The organism is Janthinobacterium sp. 78, assembly GCF_003096775.1.
GTDB classification, from domain to species: domain Bacteria; phylum Pseudomonadota; class Gammaproteobacteria; order Burkholderiales; family Burkholderiaceae_D; genus Janthinobacterium; species Janthinobacterium tructae.
In genome coordinates, this window is sequence record NZ_QENT01000001.1 from 2,911,514 (window position 1) to 2,928,096 (window position 16,583).

The 16,583-nt window shown below is 63.4% G+C and carries 14 protein-coding genes; 6 read left to right on the forward strand and 8 right to left on the reverse strand.

Going from position 1 to position 16,583, the window contains the following annotated elements:
* Positions 1–89: 89 nt before the first annotated feature.
* Entirely contained in the window at positions 90–1,037 is a 948-nt protein-coding gene (locus C8C92_RS13025; RefSeq protein WP_116744149.1) for a cupin-like domain-containing protein, read from the forward strand.
* Here C8C92_RS13025 and C8C92_RS13030 read toward each other — a convergent pair.
* Positions 1,034–1,945 (reverse strand): DMT family transporter, encoded by a 912-nt coding sequence (locus C8C92_RS13030; RefSeq protein WP_116744150.1) that lies wholly within the window; start codon positions 1,943–1,945, stop codon positions 1,034–1,036. The genes C8C92_RS13025 and C8C92_RS13030 overlap by 4 nt on opposite strands.
* A gap of 51 nt (positions 1,946–1,996) precedes the next feature.
* Between C8C92_RS13030 and C8C92_RS13035 the strand changes: the two genes are divergently transcribed.
* Together C8C92_RS13035 and C8C92_RS13040 are read left to right on the forward strand one after the other, a co-directional pair.
* A complete protein-coding gene (locus C8C92_RS13035) occupies positions 1,997–2,554 on the forward strand; it encodes an XRE family transcriptional regulator (RefSeq protein WP_180287765.1) in 558 nt (185 codons plus the stop codon).
* A gap of 15 nt (positions 2,555–2,569) precedes the next feature.
* On the forward strand, positions 2,570–3,481 hold the full coding sequence (locus C8C92_RS13040) for an ADP-ribosylglycohydrolase family protein (protein ID WP_116744151.1): 912 nt from the start codon (positions 2,570–2,572) through the stop codon (positions 3,479–3,481).
* Positions 3,482–3,684: 203 nt separating this feature from the next.
* On the opposite strand, the gene C8C92_RS13045 is transcribed toward C8C92_RS13040, so the two are convergent.
* The 3 genes from C8C92_RS13045 to trpS form a co-directional block, all read right to left on the reverse strand.
* A complete protein-coding gene (locus C8C92_RS13045; protein WP_116744152.1) occupies positions 3,685–4,926 on the reverse strand; it encodes a voltage-gated chloride channel family protein in 1,242 nt (413 codons plus the stop codon).
* Between the two features lie 36 nt (positions 4,927–4,962).
* Positions 4,963–6,552, reverse strand: a complete 1,590-nt coding sequence (locus C8C92_RS13050) for a pyridoxal-dependent decarboxylase (RefSeq protein ID WP_116744153.1) — start codon at positions 6,550–6,552, stop codon at positions 4,963–4,965.
* A gap of 163 nt (positions 6,553–6,715) precedes the next feature.
* Complete coding sequence (trpS, locus tag C8C92_RS13055; RefSeq protein ID WP_243420194.1) at positions 6,716–7,792, reverse strand: tryptophan--tRNA ligase; 1,077 nt, start codon at positions 7,790–7,792, stop codon at positions 6,716–6,718.
* Positions 7,793–8,089: 297 nt separating this feature from the next.
* Here trpS and C8C92_RS13060 point away from each other — a divergent pair, with 297 nt between their 5' ends.
* Positions 8,090–10,069, forward strand: a complete 1,980-nt coding sequence (locus C8C92_RS13060) for a CocE/NonD family hydrolase (protein WP_116744154.1) — start codon at positions 8,090–8,092, stop codon at positions 10,067–10,069.
* Here the strand turns inward: C8C92_RS13060 and C8C92_RS13065 are convergent.
* From C8C92_RS13065 to C8C92_RS13080, 4 genes are all read right to left on the reverse strand, one after another.
* Positions 10,066–10,923: a DMT family transporter gene (locus C8C92_RS13065; protein ID WP_116744155.1), complete on the reverse strand. Its 858-nt coding sequence runs from the start codon at positions 10,921–10,923 to the stop codon at positions 10,066–10,068. The two genes, C8C92_RS13060 and C8C92_RS13065, sit on opposite strands and share 4 nt — an antisense overlap.
* A gap of 7 nt (positions 10,924–10,930) precedes the next feature.
* Positions 10,931–11,752 (reverse strand): transporter substrate-binding domain-containing protein, encoded by an 822-nt coding sequence (locus C8C92_RS13070; protein WP_116745948.1) that lies wholly within the window; start codon positions 11,750–11,752, stop codon positions 10,931–10,933.
* 100 nt (positions 11,753–11,852) lie between these two features.
* Positions 11,853–13,136 carry a TCR/Tet family MFS transporter gene (locus C8C92_RS13075; protein ID WP_116745949.1) on the reverse strand — a complete coding sequence of 428 codons (1,284 nt, stop codon included), beginning with the start codon at positions 13,134–13,136 and terminating at the stop codon, positions 11,853–11,855.
* 119 nt (positions 13,137–13,255) lie between these two features.
* Complete coding sequence (locus C8C92_RS13080) at positions 13,256–13,906, reverse strand: HD domain-containing protein (protein WP_116744156.1); 651 nt, start codon at positions 13,904–13,906, stop codon at positions 13,256–13,258.
* Between the two features lie 332 nt (positions 13,907–14,238).
* Between C8C92_RS13080 and C8C92_RS13085 the strand changes: the two genes are divergently transcribed.
* Positions 14,239–14,730, forward strand: a complete 492-nt coding sequence (locus C8C92_RS13085; protein ID WP_116744157.1) for a chemotaxis protein CheW — start codon at positions 14,239–14,241, stop codon at positions 14,728–14,730.
* A gap of 216 nt (positions 14,731–14,946) precedes the next feature.
* Positions 14,947–16,575, forward strand: a complete 1,629-nt coding sequence (locus C8C92_RS13090) for a methyl-accepting chemotaxis protein (protein WP_116744158.1) — start codon at positions 14,947–14,949, stop codon at positions 16,573–16,575.
* Positions 16,576–16,583 lie beyond the last annotated feature (8 nt).

Sequence of the window (16,583 nt, forward strand, 5' to 3'; positions counted from 1 at the left end):
TCTGTCATGCGTGCTGAACGGGCCTTGCTGGCTTAGAATGGCGCACTGTCGCGTCATGCCGCGCGGCGCCCTGATCGCAAAGAAGGTTTATGTCCGTAGAAAAAGAAGTGCCGCACGAGCTTGCGGCCACCCCCATCGCGCCGCGCGCCTTGCCGCCCAGGCCGCCAGCAGAATGCAGTTCGCCCGCAGCGGCACTGGCGCGCAAGCAGGCGCGCGAAGACAAGGATGCGCAGGTGCGCGGCGTCACCTCGATCGACGCCATGCGCGAAGCCATCAAGCAGGCGGCGCGTGACTTGCCCACCATCACCGAGGTGCCGCGCCTGGCCATGTTGGACGCCGCCGCCTTCCGCGCGCGCGCCGCGCTGGGCCTGCCTTTCCTGATGCGCGGGCTGGTGCAGCGCTGGCCCTTGTCCACCCTGGCGCCCGACGTCTTGCGCCAGCAGTTCAGCCACGTGCCCGTGCGTGCGCGGGTGGGCGACTACATCAACACGGCGTTTGCGGCCGACCGCGCCATGCAGGATATGTCGATGGGGCAATACCTGGACCTGGTGGCAGAGGGCAAGTATGCGCTGCCACCATACCTGGGCAACCTGGAATTGCGCGAGCTGAACCGCCTGTGCCACTGGCCCACGTATTTCGACAAGATGGGTCCGCCACGCTTCTGGGTCGGGCCGGCCGGAACGGTGACGCCCTTGCATTGCGATTACGACGACAATATCTTCGCGCAAGTGTGGGGCCGCAAGCGCATCTTTTTGTCGCCGCCGCACCACGACACCTTCTTGTACCCCAGCGAGGCGAACGCCATCCTGTTCGGTTCGCCCTTCGACCCGGAAGCGCCCGATTTCCAGCGTTTTCCGCTGGCGCGCCAGGCCAGCATGATCGAATGCCTCGTCGAGCCTGGCGACATGCTGTACGTGCCCGCCGGCTGGTACCACCAGGTGCGCGCGCTGACGTTTTCGCTGTCGTCGAACCGCTGGGCCAGGGCCGTGCCGCTGGCGCTGCATGGAGATACGGCGCTGCGGCGGGCCGAGGCTTAATCTGCTGGCGCGATGGCCTTGCCATCGGCACGCAGGCGCTTCGGCCGCCACTCGCTGAGGATGCCCGCAACGATGATCAATATCCCCCCAACGATGGCCAGCGCGGGCAGGCGTTCACCGGCGATGCGCCCGATGACGCCCGCCCAGACAGGCTCGCCCGCATAGATCAAGGTGGCCTTGGTGGCGGAAATGCGCTTTTGCGCCCAGTTCATCACATATTGAATCAGCGCGCTGGCGCAGCCCAGGGCCAGCACGCTGAGGATGAACGTTTGGCTCAGGGCTGGCGGCGCTTCGCCCATGACAGGCATCAGCAGCAGGGCGATCAGGGATGCCGTCGCCAGTTGCACGATGGTCACGCGCAGGATGTTCAATTGCGGCGAGACGCGGCTGATCAAAATAATTTCCAGGGCGATCGCGATGGCGCCCACGGCCGTCATCAGCTCGCCTTTGCCCAAGCCCATGCTCAAGCCATCCGTTCCCGTGAGCAACAGCAAGCCGGCGAAAGCCAGCACCACGGCCGCCCAGACGGCGGCGCGGGGCCGCTGCTTGAAGACCAGCCATTGCACCAGCGGCACGATGGGCACGTAGAAGGCCGTGATGAAGGCCGATTTACTGCTCGTAATATGCATCAAGCCATAGGTTTGCAGCGCGTAGCCGCCAAAGATGCTCACGCCGATGGCCATTCCCGTGAGCAATTCGGCCTTCGTCAACTGGCGCAGCTGGCCCCGGCAAACGAGGGCGCCGATGCCGGCGGCCACGGCGAAGCGGGCAGCAACAAAGGCCAGCGGGCCGCTGACCGTCACGGCATGCTGCACGATGAGAAAAGTGCCGCCCCAGATGAAGGTAATGGCGATCAGGGCCAGCTCGGGCAGGCCGAGGGCGGGCGGGGGACTTGCATGTGTTTTCATGGGGAGCTATGCTATGAGCAAAATATTTCCCATCATCATAGGAGCAATATATTGCGCAGTCAAGCCGAGGCCGGTGGCGTGCTGGCACACCTGGCGACAAATCTGCGGCGCTTGCGTCTGGCCGCCGGCCTCAGCCAGGAAGAGCTGGCGCGCCTGTCGGGACTCAGCCGGCGCATGGTCAATGGCGTCGAGGCGGGCAGCACCAACATCAGCCTGGCCAACCTCGACCACGTGGCCGCCGCCTTGAAAGTAGCCTTTGTCGACCTGGTGCAGCCGCCGCAGCAGCCGCACGACAGCTTGCGCGTGCTGATGTGGCAAAGCGCATCGCAGGCCAGCCAGGCCGTGCTGCTGGGCGCGGCGCCCGCCAGCCGCCAGGTGGAACTGTGGTCGTGGACCCTGGCGCCAGGCGAGCGCTATGATGCGCAAGCCGATCCGGCGGGATTCAGCGAAATGCTCTACGTGCTGGAAGGCGAGTTGCAGCTGGTCCTGGCGGCCGGAACCAGACACCTGGCCACCGGCGATTTTTTCGTCTTCAGCAGCGCGCAAGCATATGCCTACGTGAATGCGGGTGCATCCACCTTGCGCTTTACGCGCAATGTGGCCAGCTAAGAATTAATGGAAACCATGAATACGCCAACTTTGCACAACCGTTATCTGGGCGCCATGCTGGCGCTGGCCTGTGGCGATGCCGTCGGCACGACCGTGGAATTTTCTCCACGCGGCAGCTTCGCGCCCGTGACGGAGATGACTGGCGGCGGCCCGTTCGGCCTGCAGCCAGGACAATGGACGGACGATACCTCGATGGCGCTGTGCCTGGCCGAAAGCCTGGTCCAGAAAGGGGCGTTTGATCCGGCGGACCAGATGGTGCGGTATCTGAACTGGTGGCAATGGGGCTATCTGAGCTCCACGGGCACCTGCTTCGATATCGGTGGCACGGTAAGAAGCGCGCTGGCCAGTTTCCAGGAAACGGGCAATCCCTGGAGCGGTTCCAACGCGCCGGACATGGCGGGCAATGGTTCGCTCATGCGCCTGGCCCCGGTCGTGCTGTTTGCTTATCCTGATGCCGAGGCGGCCGTGGCCTATGCCGCCGATAGTTCCCGCACCACCCATGCGGCACCCGAAGCGGTCGAAAGCTGCCAGTTGTTCGCCGCCTTGCTGTGCAGCGCGCTGGCGGGCACGCCGAAAGAAGAGCTAATCGCGAGTATCGCGTACCGGCCTGCCGAACCCAGGCTGGTGGAGCTGGCTAGCGGTAACTTCATCGCCAAAGCGGAGCAGCAGATACGCGGCACGGGTTATTGCGTGGAGTCGCTGGAAGCGGCGCTCTGGTGCTTCTTCAATACCGACTCACTGGAAGAGGCCGTGTTACGCGCCGTCAATCTGGGCGAAGATGCCGATACGACCGGCGCCATCGTCGGTCAGCTTGCCGGTGCGTATTATGGCGCCCAGGCGATTCCGCCGGCGTGGCTGAACACCCTGGCCATGCGCGGCGATATCGAGGAACTGGCGGGCAAATTGTTCGAGCGCCCCCGTGGCTAGCGCAGGCTGCGTCCCGCCAGCAGCATCGGCCGTTCGCGCTCTTCCGCCAGGGGGGGGGCTGCTGCGCCATGAAGATCGGGTACTCGATGGAAAACACCCGCTTGCCGTCCGGTTGTAAACTCTGGCGGATGGTGGCAAGGCCAGTTGTTCCAGATCAAGCCGGGCGTAGCTGACAGAAAAGGCGTCGTCGTAGATGTTCTGTGTCATGTGTCGAGATCCTTGGCCGGATGGCGTTTGGCGTGGCCGCTGCGCTGCGCCCGGTAAATGCCTGCGTGGCCGGAAAACAGGTAGGCCACGACGCAGGCGATGGCCGCGTACATGCCGATCTCCGCGCCGAACAGTTCCATCGCCATCAGGGTCGAGGCGATCGGCGTGTTGGCCGCGCCCGCAAACACGGCGACGAAGCCGATGGCGGCCAGCAAGGCGACGGGCTGGTGCAGCAGCGGCCCCAGCGCATTGCCCAGGGTCGCGCCGATGAAGAACAATGGCGTCACTTCGCCGCCCTTGAAGCCGGTGCCGAGTGAAACAATGGTAAACGACATCTTGCCGAGGAAATCCCAGGCGGGCAGTGGTTCCTTCAGCGCGTCGACGATGGTGGGAATGCCCAGGCCGATGTAGCGATCCGTGCCCAGCAGCCACACGGCCAGCGCGACGGCGAGGCCGCCTATCAGCGGGCGCAGCGGGGCATAGCTGATCCGGCGTTTCATCAAGGCGCTCAAGCCGTGTGTGGCTTGCGCAAACACTTTACCGGTCACGCCGAACAGCACGCCGGCGATCACCATGGCAGACAAAGTCCAGGCGGAAAGGGCGGGGATCAAAGGCACGGCGTAATGCGTATGCTGGACGCCCCACAACAGGCCCACCTGGTCGGCGATGACGGCGGCAGCCAGGCAGGGCAGCATGGCTTCATAGCGCAGGCGGCCGATGGCCAGTACTTCCAGGCCGAAGAGGGCGCCTGCCAGCGGCGTGCCGAAGACGGAGGCAAAGCCGGCGCTGATGCCGGCCATCAGGATGATGCGCCGGTCTTCATTGTTCAGGCGAAACATGCGGGTCAGCTGGTCGGCCAGCGCGCCGCCCATCTGCACGGCCGTGCCTTCGCGCCCGACCGAGGCGCCGAACAGATGCGAGAGGACCGTGCCGCCCAGCACCAGCGGCACCATGCGCAAGGGGATGATTTTTTTCGGGTCGTGGATTTCATCGATGAGCAGATTCGCGCCACCCTCGACACTGCTGCCATAGCGCAAATACAGCCAGCCGACGGCGAAGCCCGCCACGGGCAGCAGCCAGATCAGCCAGGCGTGCGCCAGGCGCGTGCGCGTGGCCCAGTCGAGGGCGAACAGGAAGCCGGCCGAGGCCGTGCCGGCCAGCGCGGCCACGATGCTCGCGAGCAGCAGCCATTTCAACAGATGCCGTAACAGGTCGGTGAGGGCGCTCAGGCGGTGCATCGGGCATCCAGTCAGGGCTGATGGGTGGGTGTTTCTTTACAGGCCCAGTTCCGCCACCAGCGCCTGGCCGATGGCGCGCTGCTCGGCCAGGATGGCGCGCAGGTGGTGGGGGCGCGTCTTGACATTGGTCATGACCACGCGCAGGACGTTGGTCGGGCCGGGGTAGCGCGTCGATTCCAGCACGGTGCGCGAGACAAAGCTGTGGCCTTGCGCCTTTTGCCGGTTTTGCAGCTTGGCGTTCAAGGTGTTCAGCTGCTGGTTCAGTTCCGTCGCCGCATCGAGCTGGCCGCTGGCCAGCAAGCTTTCCATGCGCTGGCGCAAGTGCGCGGGCACGTAGCGGTAAGTCAGAATGAAGGTGTCGGAACGCGTGACGAGTTCAAAATCCTGCTGCTCGGCCAGTAACTGCTGCAACTGGCCGGACAGGGTAGCTGCCTGCTGCAGCAGGGTCGTGTAGCCGGACACACCGAGCACCTTGAACGACGTCCACAGTTTCAAGGCATCGAAGCGGCGCGAGCCTTCCAGCGACGTCTGGCCCAGGTCGCCGGAGTTGTCGCGCAAGATGTAGTTGGCGTTGTGCTTCAGCAAGTTCAGGCTGGTGCTGTCCTTGAACAGCACCATGCTTTGCGCCATCGGCACCCACAGCAGTTTATGTCCGTCGATGACGACGGAGTCGGCCAGGGCGATGCCGTCGTACAGCGCGCGGTACTCATCGGCGATCAAGAGCGCGCCGCCCCAGGCCGCGTCCACGTGGAACCAGATGGATTCGCGCGCGGCAATCGCCGCCATGGCGGCCAGCGGATCGATGGCGCCCGTTTCCGTCGTGCCGGCGATGCCGATCATGGCAACGACCTTGATCTTGCGCTGTTTTAAATCGGCAATCGTCGCTTCCAGCGCGGCGACATCGATGCGGTTGTCGCGGTCGACGGCCACCAGGTGCAGGGCGTTTTCGCCCAGGCCCAGGGTGGCCAGCGCCTTTTTCACGGAATAATGGCTGCGGGCCGAACCGATCACGGCCAGCCCTGCATGGCCAGAATCCTGCATGGCGGCAAACAGGCCCCGCTTGCGCGTGCCGGGCAATTGCTGCTCCAGCGCCACGGCCAGCGCCGTCAGGTTGCCCATGGTGCCGCCATTGACGACATTGCCCAGCGCGCCGCTGGTGGCGGCCATCGCCTGCGTGTAGACGGCGTCCGGCTGCTGGTAGACTTGGCGGTGCAGCCAGCCGAGGATCTGTTTTTCGATCAGGGTCGAGACATACGCCGTCTCGATCTTCACCTGGTTCTGGTTCAGGGTGGCCGTAAACGCTTCGGCCAGCACGCTGATCCAGGGCAAGGCCTGCGTCATGTGGCCGATGTATTGCGGGTGATTCAGCTGGGCCGTATTGGCCAGCACGGTGGTGTGGAGTTCTTGCAGGAATGCCGCCACGGGCATGCCGTGCGCGGGCAGGCAAGTGTCGGACAGTTGCGTCAGCAGTTCCGCGTACGGCGTGTGCGGATAGGCCGTGTCGCGTTCTGCCGCCAGCCAGCCGCCCAGCATGCGCAGCGCCTGCTGCAGGGGCGCGGGCGAGCGTTGCAGCGCATCGATGGAAAAATGCTGCTGCAGCAGCTGTTCGATAGCGGAGTCGGTCATTAGATATGTTTCAATATATGGTGACCCTAAGACAAGTGCCGGGGTCGGACTCAGGGGCCGACCCCAGACTCTGCTGTTGGGTTAGGCAAAAAAAAGGCCCTGCGGAGACGGGATTCTACCCGACTCCGCCAAGGCGCATCAGTTTGCTATTTGTAAATGGTAATCAGAAGTAATTCAGGCCCAGCGCCGACTTGACTTCATCGGCCGTGCGGGCCGCCACTTCGCGCGCCTTGAAGGTGCCTTCTTTCAGCATCTGGATGACTTGCCCCTTGTCTTTGGCGAACTCTTCGCGGCGGGCGCGGATCGGCGCCAGCATTTCCTGCAAGACCAGGTCCAGGCGTTTCTTGACGATGCTGTCGCCCAGGCCGCCGCGCACATAATGCGCTTTCATCTCGGCCAGCGCCGCTTTTTCCGGGTCGAACGCATCGAGGTAGGTAAACGCGATGTTGCCTTCCAGGTGGCCCGGGTCTTCCACGCGCAGGTGCAGCGGGTCCGTGTAGACTTTTTTCACGGCGGCCGTGATTTCGGCCGAGGTCGCGCCCAGGTTGATGGTGTTGCCCAGCGACTTGCTCATCTTCGCCTTGCCGTCGATGCCGGGCAGGCGGCCGATGTCGGGCACCAGCGCCTTGCATTCCATCAGCACTTCGCGGTTGTACATGCGGTTGAAGCGGCGCACGATTTCATTCGTTTGCTCGATCATGGGGATCTGGTCTTCGCCCACGGGTACCACGCCCGCCTTGAAGGCCGTGATGTCGGCCGCCTGGCTGGCAGGGTAGGTCAAAAAGCCCGCTGGAATGTCGCGCTCGAAGCCGCGCAAGCGGATTTCTTCCTTGACGGTGGGGTTGCGCTCGAGGCGCGCCACGGTGACGATGTTCAGGTAGTAAAAGGTCAGCTCGGCCAGTTCCGGGATTTGCGACTGGATGAAGACCGTGGTTTTGGTCGGGTCGATGCCGACGGCCAGGTAATCGAGCGCCACTTCGACGACGTTGCGGTGCACCTTGTCGATGTCATCCATATTGTCCGTCAGCGCCTGCGCGTCGGCCAGCATGATGAACTGCTTGTAGCTGTTCTGGTAGCGGACGCGGTCGCGCAGGCTGCCCACATAGTGGCCCAGGTGCAAGGGACCGGTCGGGCGGTCGCCCGTCAGGATCACGGATTGCGAAGCGATGGCGGCAGCCGACAGCGGTGCTGCCGGGGCGTTGTCGGTGTCGGGGGTATCGGGGGTGTTAGGCAAGCTCATCAAGTTTCCTTTTGAGCCGCCTGCATCGGGGATGATCCAGGCTGAGCCTGTTACGCCACCGATCGAGGCGGCGTGGATCAAATTCACATCACTATAGAGTGGCCGCGCGAAAGTGAGCGGGACCACCAATTCAAGCAGGCGTGTTGTGACGGGATAAATTTCATGGCGTTATGGTTGCAGTTCGTGCGCGTTCTGTCAAGTTGCGTGCCGATTTATCTGCCGCGCAAGCGGCTGCTGAATTTCTGTCAACCTTGCTTTGCGAGTACTATTGTCAATATGAATCTTTTGGAGACGTGTATGCCTGTTGTATCCCCCATCCGCCTGAGTGGCCTGGCCCTGCTTGTCAGTACCTTGTTCATCGCTCCCGTGCTGGCGCAAACGCCGCAAACGCCACGACTGCTGCAAACGCCGCAAACGCCGCCGATGACGCCCGATATCGGCGCCAGGCTGGTGATGCCCGACGTCAATGATTACGTCAAGCGTGTGGTGATGATCCCCATGCGCGACGGCGTCAAGCTGTACACGGTGATCGTCGTGCCGAAAGGCGCCCAAAAAGCGCCGATCATGCTCACGCGCACGCCCTACAATGCGGCCCGCCGCGCCCAGCGCGCGGCCAGCCCCAGCATGCTGGCCACCTTGCCGCACGGCGACGATACCCTGGTGGAAAATGGCTACATCCGCGTGTTCCAGGACGTGCGCGGCAAGCATGGCTCGGAAGGCGATTACGTGATGACGCGCCCCGTGCGCGGCCCGCTCAACGATACCAAGGTCGACAACGTCACCGATGCGTGGGACACCATCGACTGGCTCGTCAAGAATGTGCCGGAAACGAATGGCAAGGTGGGCATGCTGGGTTCCTCGTATGAGGGACATACGGTACTGATGGCCCTGGTCGACCCGCATCCGGCGCTGAAGGTGGCCATACCGATGAGCGCCATGGTCGACGGCTGGCGCGGCGACGACTGGTTTCATAACGGCGCCTTCCGCATGCCCAGCCTGTCGTACATCGCGGGGCAGACGAGCGTGCGCGGCGGCGGCGAATCGCCGGCCCTGGGCGTCTACGACGATTACGAGGCGTATCTGCGCATCGGCTCGGCGCGCGACTTTGCGAAGAAATTCGGCATCGACAAGCTGACCTACACGAAAAAGCTGTTCGAACACCCGGCCTACGACAGTTACTGGCAGGAGCAGGCGCTCGATAAAATTCTCGCAAAACGCCCGCTGATCGTGCCCACCATGCACGTGGTGGGGCAGTGGGACCAGGAAGATATCTATGGCCCGTACGCTACCTACTGGGCCATGGAAGGGCGCGACACGCGCAACAACCTCAATTACCTGGCCATCGGCCCGTGGCGCCACAGCGGCGTCAACTATGACGGCTCCAGCCTGGGCGCCTTGAAGTTTGACGGCGATACGGCGCGCCAGTTCCGTGAAAAAGTCATGCAGCCATTCCTCAATCAATACTTGAAGGATGGCGCGCCGGAAGCGAACACGGCGCCCGTGGTGTCGTACCAGAGCGGCACCAACCAGTGGCAGCGCCTGCAACAGTGGCCGCTGGCCTGCGAGACCTGCGACACGAAGCTGACGCCGATCTACCTGCACGATGGCTTCCAGTTGGGCTTTGTGGCGCCATCGGGCGCTGCGGATGCGGCGGAAGGTGCCTTCGACGAATACGTGTCCGATCCCGCGAAACCCGTGCCGTTCGTACCGCGTCCCGTGCGCCTCAATGACGCCGACGTGTGGAAGCCATGGCTGGTCAGCGACCAGCGCGGCTATGCGGACCGCACGGACGTGCTCAGCTATGTTTCCGAACCGTTGAAGACGGCCGTGCGCATCGCCGGCGCGCCGATGGTGAACCTGTTCGCCGCCACCAGCGGTACGGATGCGGACTGGGTGGTAAAACTGATCGACGTGTATCCGGACGAGGTGCCGTCGCAGCCGGCCATGGGCGGGTATCAATTGGGCGTGGCGATGGATATCTTCCGCGGCCGCTACCGTGAGAGTTTCGAACACCCGTCGATGATAACGCCGGGCAAGGTGGAGCGCTACCGCTTCGCCTTGCCGAACGCGAACCACGTCTTCCTGCCCGGCCACCGCATCGCCGTGCAAGTGCAGTCGAGCTGGTTCCCCCTGTACGACCGCAACCCGCAAAACTACGTGCCGAACATCTTCCTGGCCGACCCAGGCCATTACAGAAAGGCGACGCAGCGCGTGTACCACGCGACAGGGGCGACCAGCGCCATCGAGTTGCCGATCGCGCCGCTCGACGCCCGCTAGCCCATGCGCATCAGCACTGCACCAGCCGCGATCAGGGCGATGGCCAGGTAGCGGCGGGGGCTGATTTTTTCGCGCAGGAACAGCGCGGCAATGGCGATGGCGAACAAAATCGAGGTCTCGCGCAGGGCCGCGATGGCGGCCACGGGCGCCTGCGTCATGGCCCACAGGGCCAGGCCATATGAGGCGAGGGTGCCGAAACCGCCCAGGGCGGCCAGATGCCATTGCGTTTGCGCATACGCCAGCAGGCCGGCGCGGCGGCGCAGCAAGGTCCACAGCAGCAGTCCCGTGCCGTTCAAGACAAAAATCCACATCGTGTAGGCGGCCGGCGCGCCGGACAGGCGCACGCCGATGCCATCGATCAGGGTATAGCTGGCGATGACGCAGGCATTGGCCAGCGCAAAGGCGGTGGCGTGTCCCGTGTTGTTCGACGCCTTGCCGATAGTGCTCGTGCGCGCCGCAACATACAGGCCGAGGATGCCCGCGCAGATGCAGGTCACGGCACCCATCTGCATGGCAGACAGCCGTTCGCCGATCAGCGGCCAGCTGGCCAGCGCCACGAGCAACGGTGCGCTGCCGCGCATCAAGGGGTAGGCATGACTCATGTCGCCCGCCTGGTAGGCGGCCGCCAGCAGCGAGTAATACGCCAGTTGCGCCACGGCCGAGGCGGCCAGCCAGGGCCAGCTGGCGGGCGCGGGGCTGTTGACAAAGGGCAAGACGGCCAGCGAAATCAGGGCCGCGCCGACGGACACCAGCACGGTCGTGAGGAACGTATCCTTGCCCGACTTGACGATGGCATTCCAGCTGGCGTGCAGCAGGGCGGCAAACAGGACGACGGCGACGACCAGGCCGGACATGCAAGCCTTAGCGCGGGCGTATGCTCAGCGAGAGCAGTTCCTGGCGGTGATGGCGCTGGAAGGCGTCCATCACGGTGCCCGAGCGGCCCGCCTTGTCCAGCAATTCGCGCAGGGTGGCCTGGTCTTCCGCCGTCAGGGACTTGCGCGACAGGTAGACGCCGCTCATGCCCCACGGCAGCTCCGGCAGCGCTTCCAGGCGCAGGCGGTCGGCCAGGCCGTACACGCGCGCATCGTTTTGCGCCACGCCGGCGAGGATGGTGGGCGCCATGATGGTGGCGTCGATGAAGCCGCTTTGCATCAGACGCGCCACAGAGAGCGCATCGACTTCGTAGAACAGGCGTCCCTGGCTGCTCAGCTCCTTCGCCAGTGCCTGGTACGGTGCGCCATAGTCATAGCCGCGCACCAGCGCCACGCGCAATTCGCGCCGCTCGATGAGTTCCTGCATGGTGTTGATGGACGCGCGCGCGCCCTGCAGCGAGATCAGCAGGGGGCGGCTGCCCAGCATGGGGATGAACAGGCCATGCTGGTCGCGCCGCAGCGTGCTGCTGGCCGGGATCAGCAAGTCTGCCTTGCCCGCCTCGAACATCGCTTCCAGGCGCGCGCGGGGCACGGCCGTGAAGATGAAATTGCAGCCCAGCTTGGCGCCCATGCTGCGCAGCAAGTCGGGATAGATGCCACTGATGCTGGCGCCATTGACGACCACGCTGGCGCCGATGGCCGAGACGGGTACCTGGATGTCGCGCGAGCATTGCGCGCTTGCCAGCGATGGCAGCGCCAGCGCCAGCAGGGCTACGGTTCGGCGCCAGGCGCTGGAATAAAAGTCAGTCATACCCATCCTTGCTTGCCATCGAATCGCGGGCGTCGGCAACGCCCGCTTGATTCTCCCATTCTCGCCTATTTATTTCCCAAGTGCAATATTATCTTGCCGACTACTTTGTGGTGGAAACCGCAAGTCTGGCCTGGCGCTGTGCCTTGAAGTAGCGCCAGGCCACCAGGATGCCCAGGGTTTGCATGATGGCGCACAGATAGAAGGTGCTGCCGATGCGCCAGTCTTGCGGCGGCAAATGGCTCACTTCACCGAGGATCATGCTGCCGAGCAAAGGCATGATGATGATGCCCAGGCTGCTGATCGACTGCAGGGAGCCCATCAGTTCTCCCTGTTCGCTGGCGTTTGATGATTTCGAGATGATGCCTTGCAGGGCCGGGCCGGCGGCAAAGGCCAGCAGGTTGCACAGGATCAGCGCATACATCATCCAGCCCTGCGTCGCCAGGCCGTACAGCAAATAGGTGAGGGCGCCCGAGGCCATGCCCAGCAGGGACAGGCGCACTTCGCCAAAACGCTTGATCAACATGCCCAGCAAGCCCGCCTGCACCACGGCCGCGCACAGGCCCACGCAGAACAGGGCGATGCCGTTCTGGCGCGGCGTCCAGTCGAAGCGGAAATGGGTATATAGCACCCAGGTGGTGTTGAGCATCATTTGCGCAAACGTCATCAGGCCGAAGGCCAGCACCAGGCCGCGGATGTCCACGCGGCGCACCAGTTTCAGCAGGGCGGCAAACGGATTGATGCGCGCCCAGGTAAATGGCGCGCGGGGGCCGGGCTGCAGCGATTCGGGCACGCAGAAATAGCCGTAGACGAAATTGGCCGCCGACAGGCCCGCCGCCACGTAAAACGGCAGGTGCAGATTGATCTCGCCCAGCAGGCCGCCCAGCATGGGGCCGCAAATGAAGCCCAGGCCAAAGGCGGCGCCGATCTTGCCGAAGCTCTTGGCGCGGTTGTCGTGCGTGGAAATGTCGGAAGCATACGCGGACGCGACCGACATGCTGGCCGACGAGACGCCGCCGATGATGCGGCCGATGAACAGGCAGGCCAGGTTGGGCGCCCAGCCTGTGGCGAGGAAATTGACGCCCATGCCGGCCATCGAGTACAGCAGCACGGGACGGCGTCCCACGCGGTCGCTGATGGCCCCCAGCATGGGCATGAAGATGAACTGCAGCAAGCCGAAGACGGCCGCCATGATGCCGTACCAGAACGCTTGCGCTTCCTTGCCGTTGACAAAGTCGCCGATCAGGATGGGTAGCACGGGCACCACCAGGCCAATGCCCAGCATGTCGATGAAGACGCAGACAAGGATGAAATTGAGGTTGCCGGCGCGCGCGGGCGCGGCGGGGGAAGACGGGGAATGGCTGTCGTGGCTGGTTTTATCGGACATGCATGCTTTCGGCGCGTTGGCAAAGCGCCGGCGCGTGACAGGTTTTTGGCGACGCGCGGCGCGATAGCTGAGGCTTGCATTATAGACAGCATGCTCGCTGCTGGCTATCGCCACCAAGCTTATGCGCTCATTCCCCATTCGTCGGCAAAGGCGGCGCGAAAATCCGTCAGCACGGCGAGGCGCTGTTCGGCCAGCGCGCGGCCCGCCGCCGTCTGCATCTTGCCGGGCAGCTTGTCGAGCTTGGTGACGATATGGTCGAGCGCGTACGCCTTGTCGTCGAGTTCACGATGCTGCGCCAGCGGGTCCGCGCCATGCGCCAGCGCGCTATCCATGCGCGCCGCCGTATAGAACAGGCGCGCCAGTCCCACGGCGCCCAGCGCGTCGATGCGGTCGGCATCCTGCACGATGCGCGCTTCGATGGTGTGCGGCGGCAAATTGGCAGAAAAGCTGTGCGTTTCGATGGCGTGGGCCACGCCGGCCAGTTTTTCTGCCGGAAAATCCAGTTCCGCCAGCTGGCGGCAAGCCAGCGCGGCTGCCTGGCGCGAGGCCAGGTGGCGTTCGGGATGGTTTTTCGGCAGGTTGACCAGGTCGTGCAGATAGCAGGCGGCCATCACGGTGAGGGCGTCGGCCTGCGCATGGTCTTGCAGCAGGACGGCGGCGTTGCGCCAGACGCGCTGCAGGTGGTTGATGTCGTGGGCGCTGTCGTCGCCCAGGCCGGCCGTGGCCAGTGCCAGCAGGCGTGGTTGCCATTGAGAAAGCAAAGAATCCATGGTTCAAGGTCGTAAAAAGCAGGGGCCGCCAGTGTGGCATAAAACGCCGCCACAGGTGGCAGGGAGCGTGGCGCCCCGGCGTGCCGCATTTGCCACATAAGTGCATTTTGGGAAAGCATCAGCCCGGGGATCGCTCTTTTTTAGTGCATGTAAAATTTACATGGGGTAACATTGCCGCACGGAAATTAGAAACATAAGCTAATTGCTAGAAAGTATTTGCAAAAAACATACAAGTGGCGGCCATTCATTGCATTGTGGATGGCTCGTCACGTCCAGGCTCGCGTACAGCGTGTCCTGGCCTGCGCCCCAGGCGAGTTAACGAAAGGATTATCATGAACACCATTTCCAGGGACACTGGCGCAACCGTTGCCAAGGCTGCCGAATACCTGGCCTTTACCCTGGGCCAGGAAGAGTATGGCATCGACATCCAGAAAGTCAGCGAAATCCGCAGCTATGAAACGCCGACCCGCATCGCCAACGCACCCGAGTTCGTCAAGGGCGTGGTCAACTTGCGCGGCATCATCGTGCCGATCGTCGACATGCGCATCAAGTTCAACCTGGGCACGCCCAGCTATGACCAGTTCACCGTCGTCATCATCCTCAATATTGGCAACCGCGTGGTCGGCATGGTCGTCGACCGCGTCTCCGACGTCACGACCCTGATGCCGGAACAGATCAAGCCGGCGCCGGACATGGGCCGCTCGATCAATACGGAATATGTGATCGGCCTGGGCACCATCGACGAGCGCATGCTGATCCTGGTCGATATCGACCAGCTGATGTCCAGCGCCGACATGGGCTTGATCGAGAAACTGGCGGCGTAATGCCGCAGTGAAGAGAATTTCCCTGCATATTGTCAAAAACTATTGACATTAAGTATTGCATATCGTTTCCGCAGGGAGCACGCTAGCGCATTTTCCTGGCGCACGGTTCAACCGAACCGTGCGCCAGTTTACTTGGCGGGACAGATTTGGCGGCGTCCGCCATGCTGTTCCAGGCGCTGGCTGCAGGGCCTCTCTTCAGGATATTAGGATAGTCACATGAATTTGTTAAGAAACGTCAGCATCGGGGTCCGTCTGGGACTGGGCTTTGCCGTCATTTTGCTGTTTTCCATGATCATCACCGGCATCAGTGTCTGGCGCCTGCATGACGTGGCCAGCGCCACGCGCACCATGATGGAAGAGCCGCTGGCCAAGGAGCGGTATATTTCCGACTGGTATACGCGCATCGACAGCGCCGTGCGGCGCACGATCGCCATCGCCCGCAGCAGCGACACCTCGCTGAGCGGCTTTTTCGCCGAAGAGTCGAAAGTGTCGAGTGCCAGCTCGGCTGTCCTGCAAAAGAAGATCGCGGCGTTGCTGAAGGACCCGAAAGAACAGGCCATGTTCGCCAGTTTGCTGGAATTGCGCGAAGTGTATGTCGGCTCGCGCGACCAGGTCTACAAGCTCAAGGGCGAGTCCCAGTCCGAGGCCGCCAACGAAGTGTTTGAAAAAACCTTCGTGCCCGCCGCCGCCAAGTACCAGAAGATGGTCTACGGTTTGCTGGAGCACCAGCGCGCCACCATCGACGCCACCGCGCGCCAGATTGATGACATCGCCAGCACCAGCCGCAACCTGCTGTTATTGCTGTCGACGCTGGCGCTGGCTTTTGGCGTCGTGTGCGCCTGGCTGTTGACGATGGGCATCGTGCGTCCGCTGCGCACGGCCGTGGAGATCGCCCGCAAGGTGGCCGATGGCGACCTGACGGCGCAGATCGATGCCAGCGCCAAGGATGAAACTGGGCAATTGCTGCAAGCGTTGAAGGACATGAACACCAGCCTGCTCAATATCGTCGGCGAAGTGCGTAGCGGCACGGACAGCATCGCGACATCCTCGACGCAAATTGCCGCCGGCAACCAGGATTTGTCGAGCCGTACGGAAGAGCAGGCTGGTTCGCTGGAAGAAACAGCCTCGTCGATGGAAGAGCTGACCAGCACCGTGAAACAGAATGCGGACAATGCGCGCCAGGCGAATCAATTGGCGGCGTCGGCGGCGCAAGTGGCCGTCAAGGGCGGCGAAGTGGTGGCGCAAGTGGTGGGCACCATGCAATCGATCAATGCCTCGTCGAACAAGATCGTCGATATCATTGCCGTCATCGATGGAATCGCCTTCCAGACGAATATCCTGGCTCTGAATGCGGCCGTGGAAGCGGCACGCGCAGGCGAGCAGGGCCGTGGCTTTGCCGTCGTGGCCTCGGAAGTGCGCAACCTGGCGCAGCGCTCGGCTTCGGCGGCGAAAGAGATCAAGACCCTGATCGGCGCGTCCGTGGAGCAAGTCAACGCGGGCAGCATGCTGGTGGCGCAAGCCGGTTCGACCATGAACGATATCGTCGACAGCGTGCAGCGCGTGAGCGACATCATCACGGAAATCACGGCGGCCAGCAGCGAGCAAAGCGTGGGCATCGACGAGATCAACCGCGCCATCGGCCAGATGGATGCCGTGACGCAGCAAAACGCGGCGCTGGTGGAGGAGTCGGCTGCTGCCGCCGAATCGATGCAGCACCAGGCGCACAACCTGGCGCAAGTCGTCAGCGTGTTCAAGCTCAATGGCCAGCAGGCCAAGGTAAGTGGCGCGAGCACGCTGAAGCAGCCGGCAGCGCCGCAAACCGCCTTGCGCCTCGGCGCACGCTGAAAGCTGCG

Excerpts from the sequence above, each read along its gene's own strand:
- C8C92_RS13040 (WP_116744151.1), top strand. The coding sequence starts at position 2,570 with ATGAATACGCCAACTTTGCACAACCGTTATCTGGGCGCCATGCTGGCG.
- C8C92_RS13030 (WP_116744150.1), bottom strand. The coding sequence starts at position 1,945 with ATGAAAACACATGCAAGTCCCCCGCCCGCCCTCGGCCTGCCCGAGCTG.
- C8C92_RS13045 (WP_116744152.1), bottom strand. The coding sequence starts at position 4,926 with ATGCACCGCCTGAGCGCCCTCACCGACCTGTTACGGCATCTGTTGAAA.
- C8C92_RS13090 (WP_116744158.1), top strand. The coding sequence starts at position 14,947 with ATGAATTTGTTAAGAAACGTCAGCATCGGGGTCCGTCTGGGACTGGGC.
- C8C92_RS13060 (WP_116744154.1), top strand. The coding sequence starts at position 8,090 with ATGCCTGTTGTATCCCCCATCCGCCTGAGTGGCCTGGCCCTGCTTGTC.
- C8C92_RS13075 (WP_116745949.1), bottom strand. The coding sequence starts at position 13,136 with ATGTCCGATAAAACCAGCCACGACAGCCATTCCCCGTCTTCCCCCGCC.
- C8C92_RS13070 (WP_116745948.1), bottom strand. The coding sequence starts at position 11,752 with ATGACTGACTTTTATTCCAGCGCCTGGCGCCGAACCGTAGCCCTGCTG.
- C8C92_RS13050 (WP_116744153.1), bottom strand. The coding sequence starts at position 6,552 with ATGACCGACTCCGCTATCGAACAGCTGCTGCAGCAGCATTTTTCCATC.
- trpS (WP_243420194.1), bottom strand. The coding sequence starts at position 7,792 with ATGAGCTTGCCTAACACCCCCGATACCCCCGACACCGACAACGCCCCG.
- C8C92_RS13025 (WP_116744149.1), top strand. The coding sequence starts at position 90 with ATGTCCGTAGAAAAAGAAGTGCCGCACGAGCTTGCGGCCACCCCCATC.
- C8C92_RS13065 (WP_116744155.1), bottom strand. The coding sequence starts at position 10,923 with ATGTCCGGCCTGGTCGTCGCCGTCGTCCTGTTTGCCGCCCTGCTGCAC.
- C8C92_RS13085 (WP_116744157.1), top strand. The coding sequence starts at position 14,239 with ATGAACACCATTTCCAGGGACACTGGCGCAACCGTTGCCAAGGCTGCC.
- C8C92_RS13080 (WP_116744156.1), bottom strand. The coding sequence starts at position 13,906 with ATGGATTCTTTGCTTTCTCAATGGCAACCACGCCTGCTGGCACTGGCC.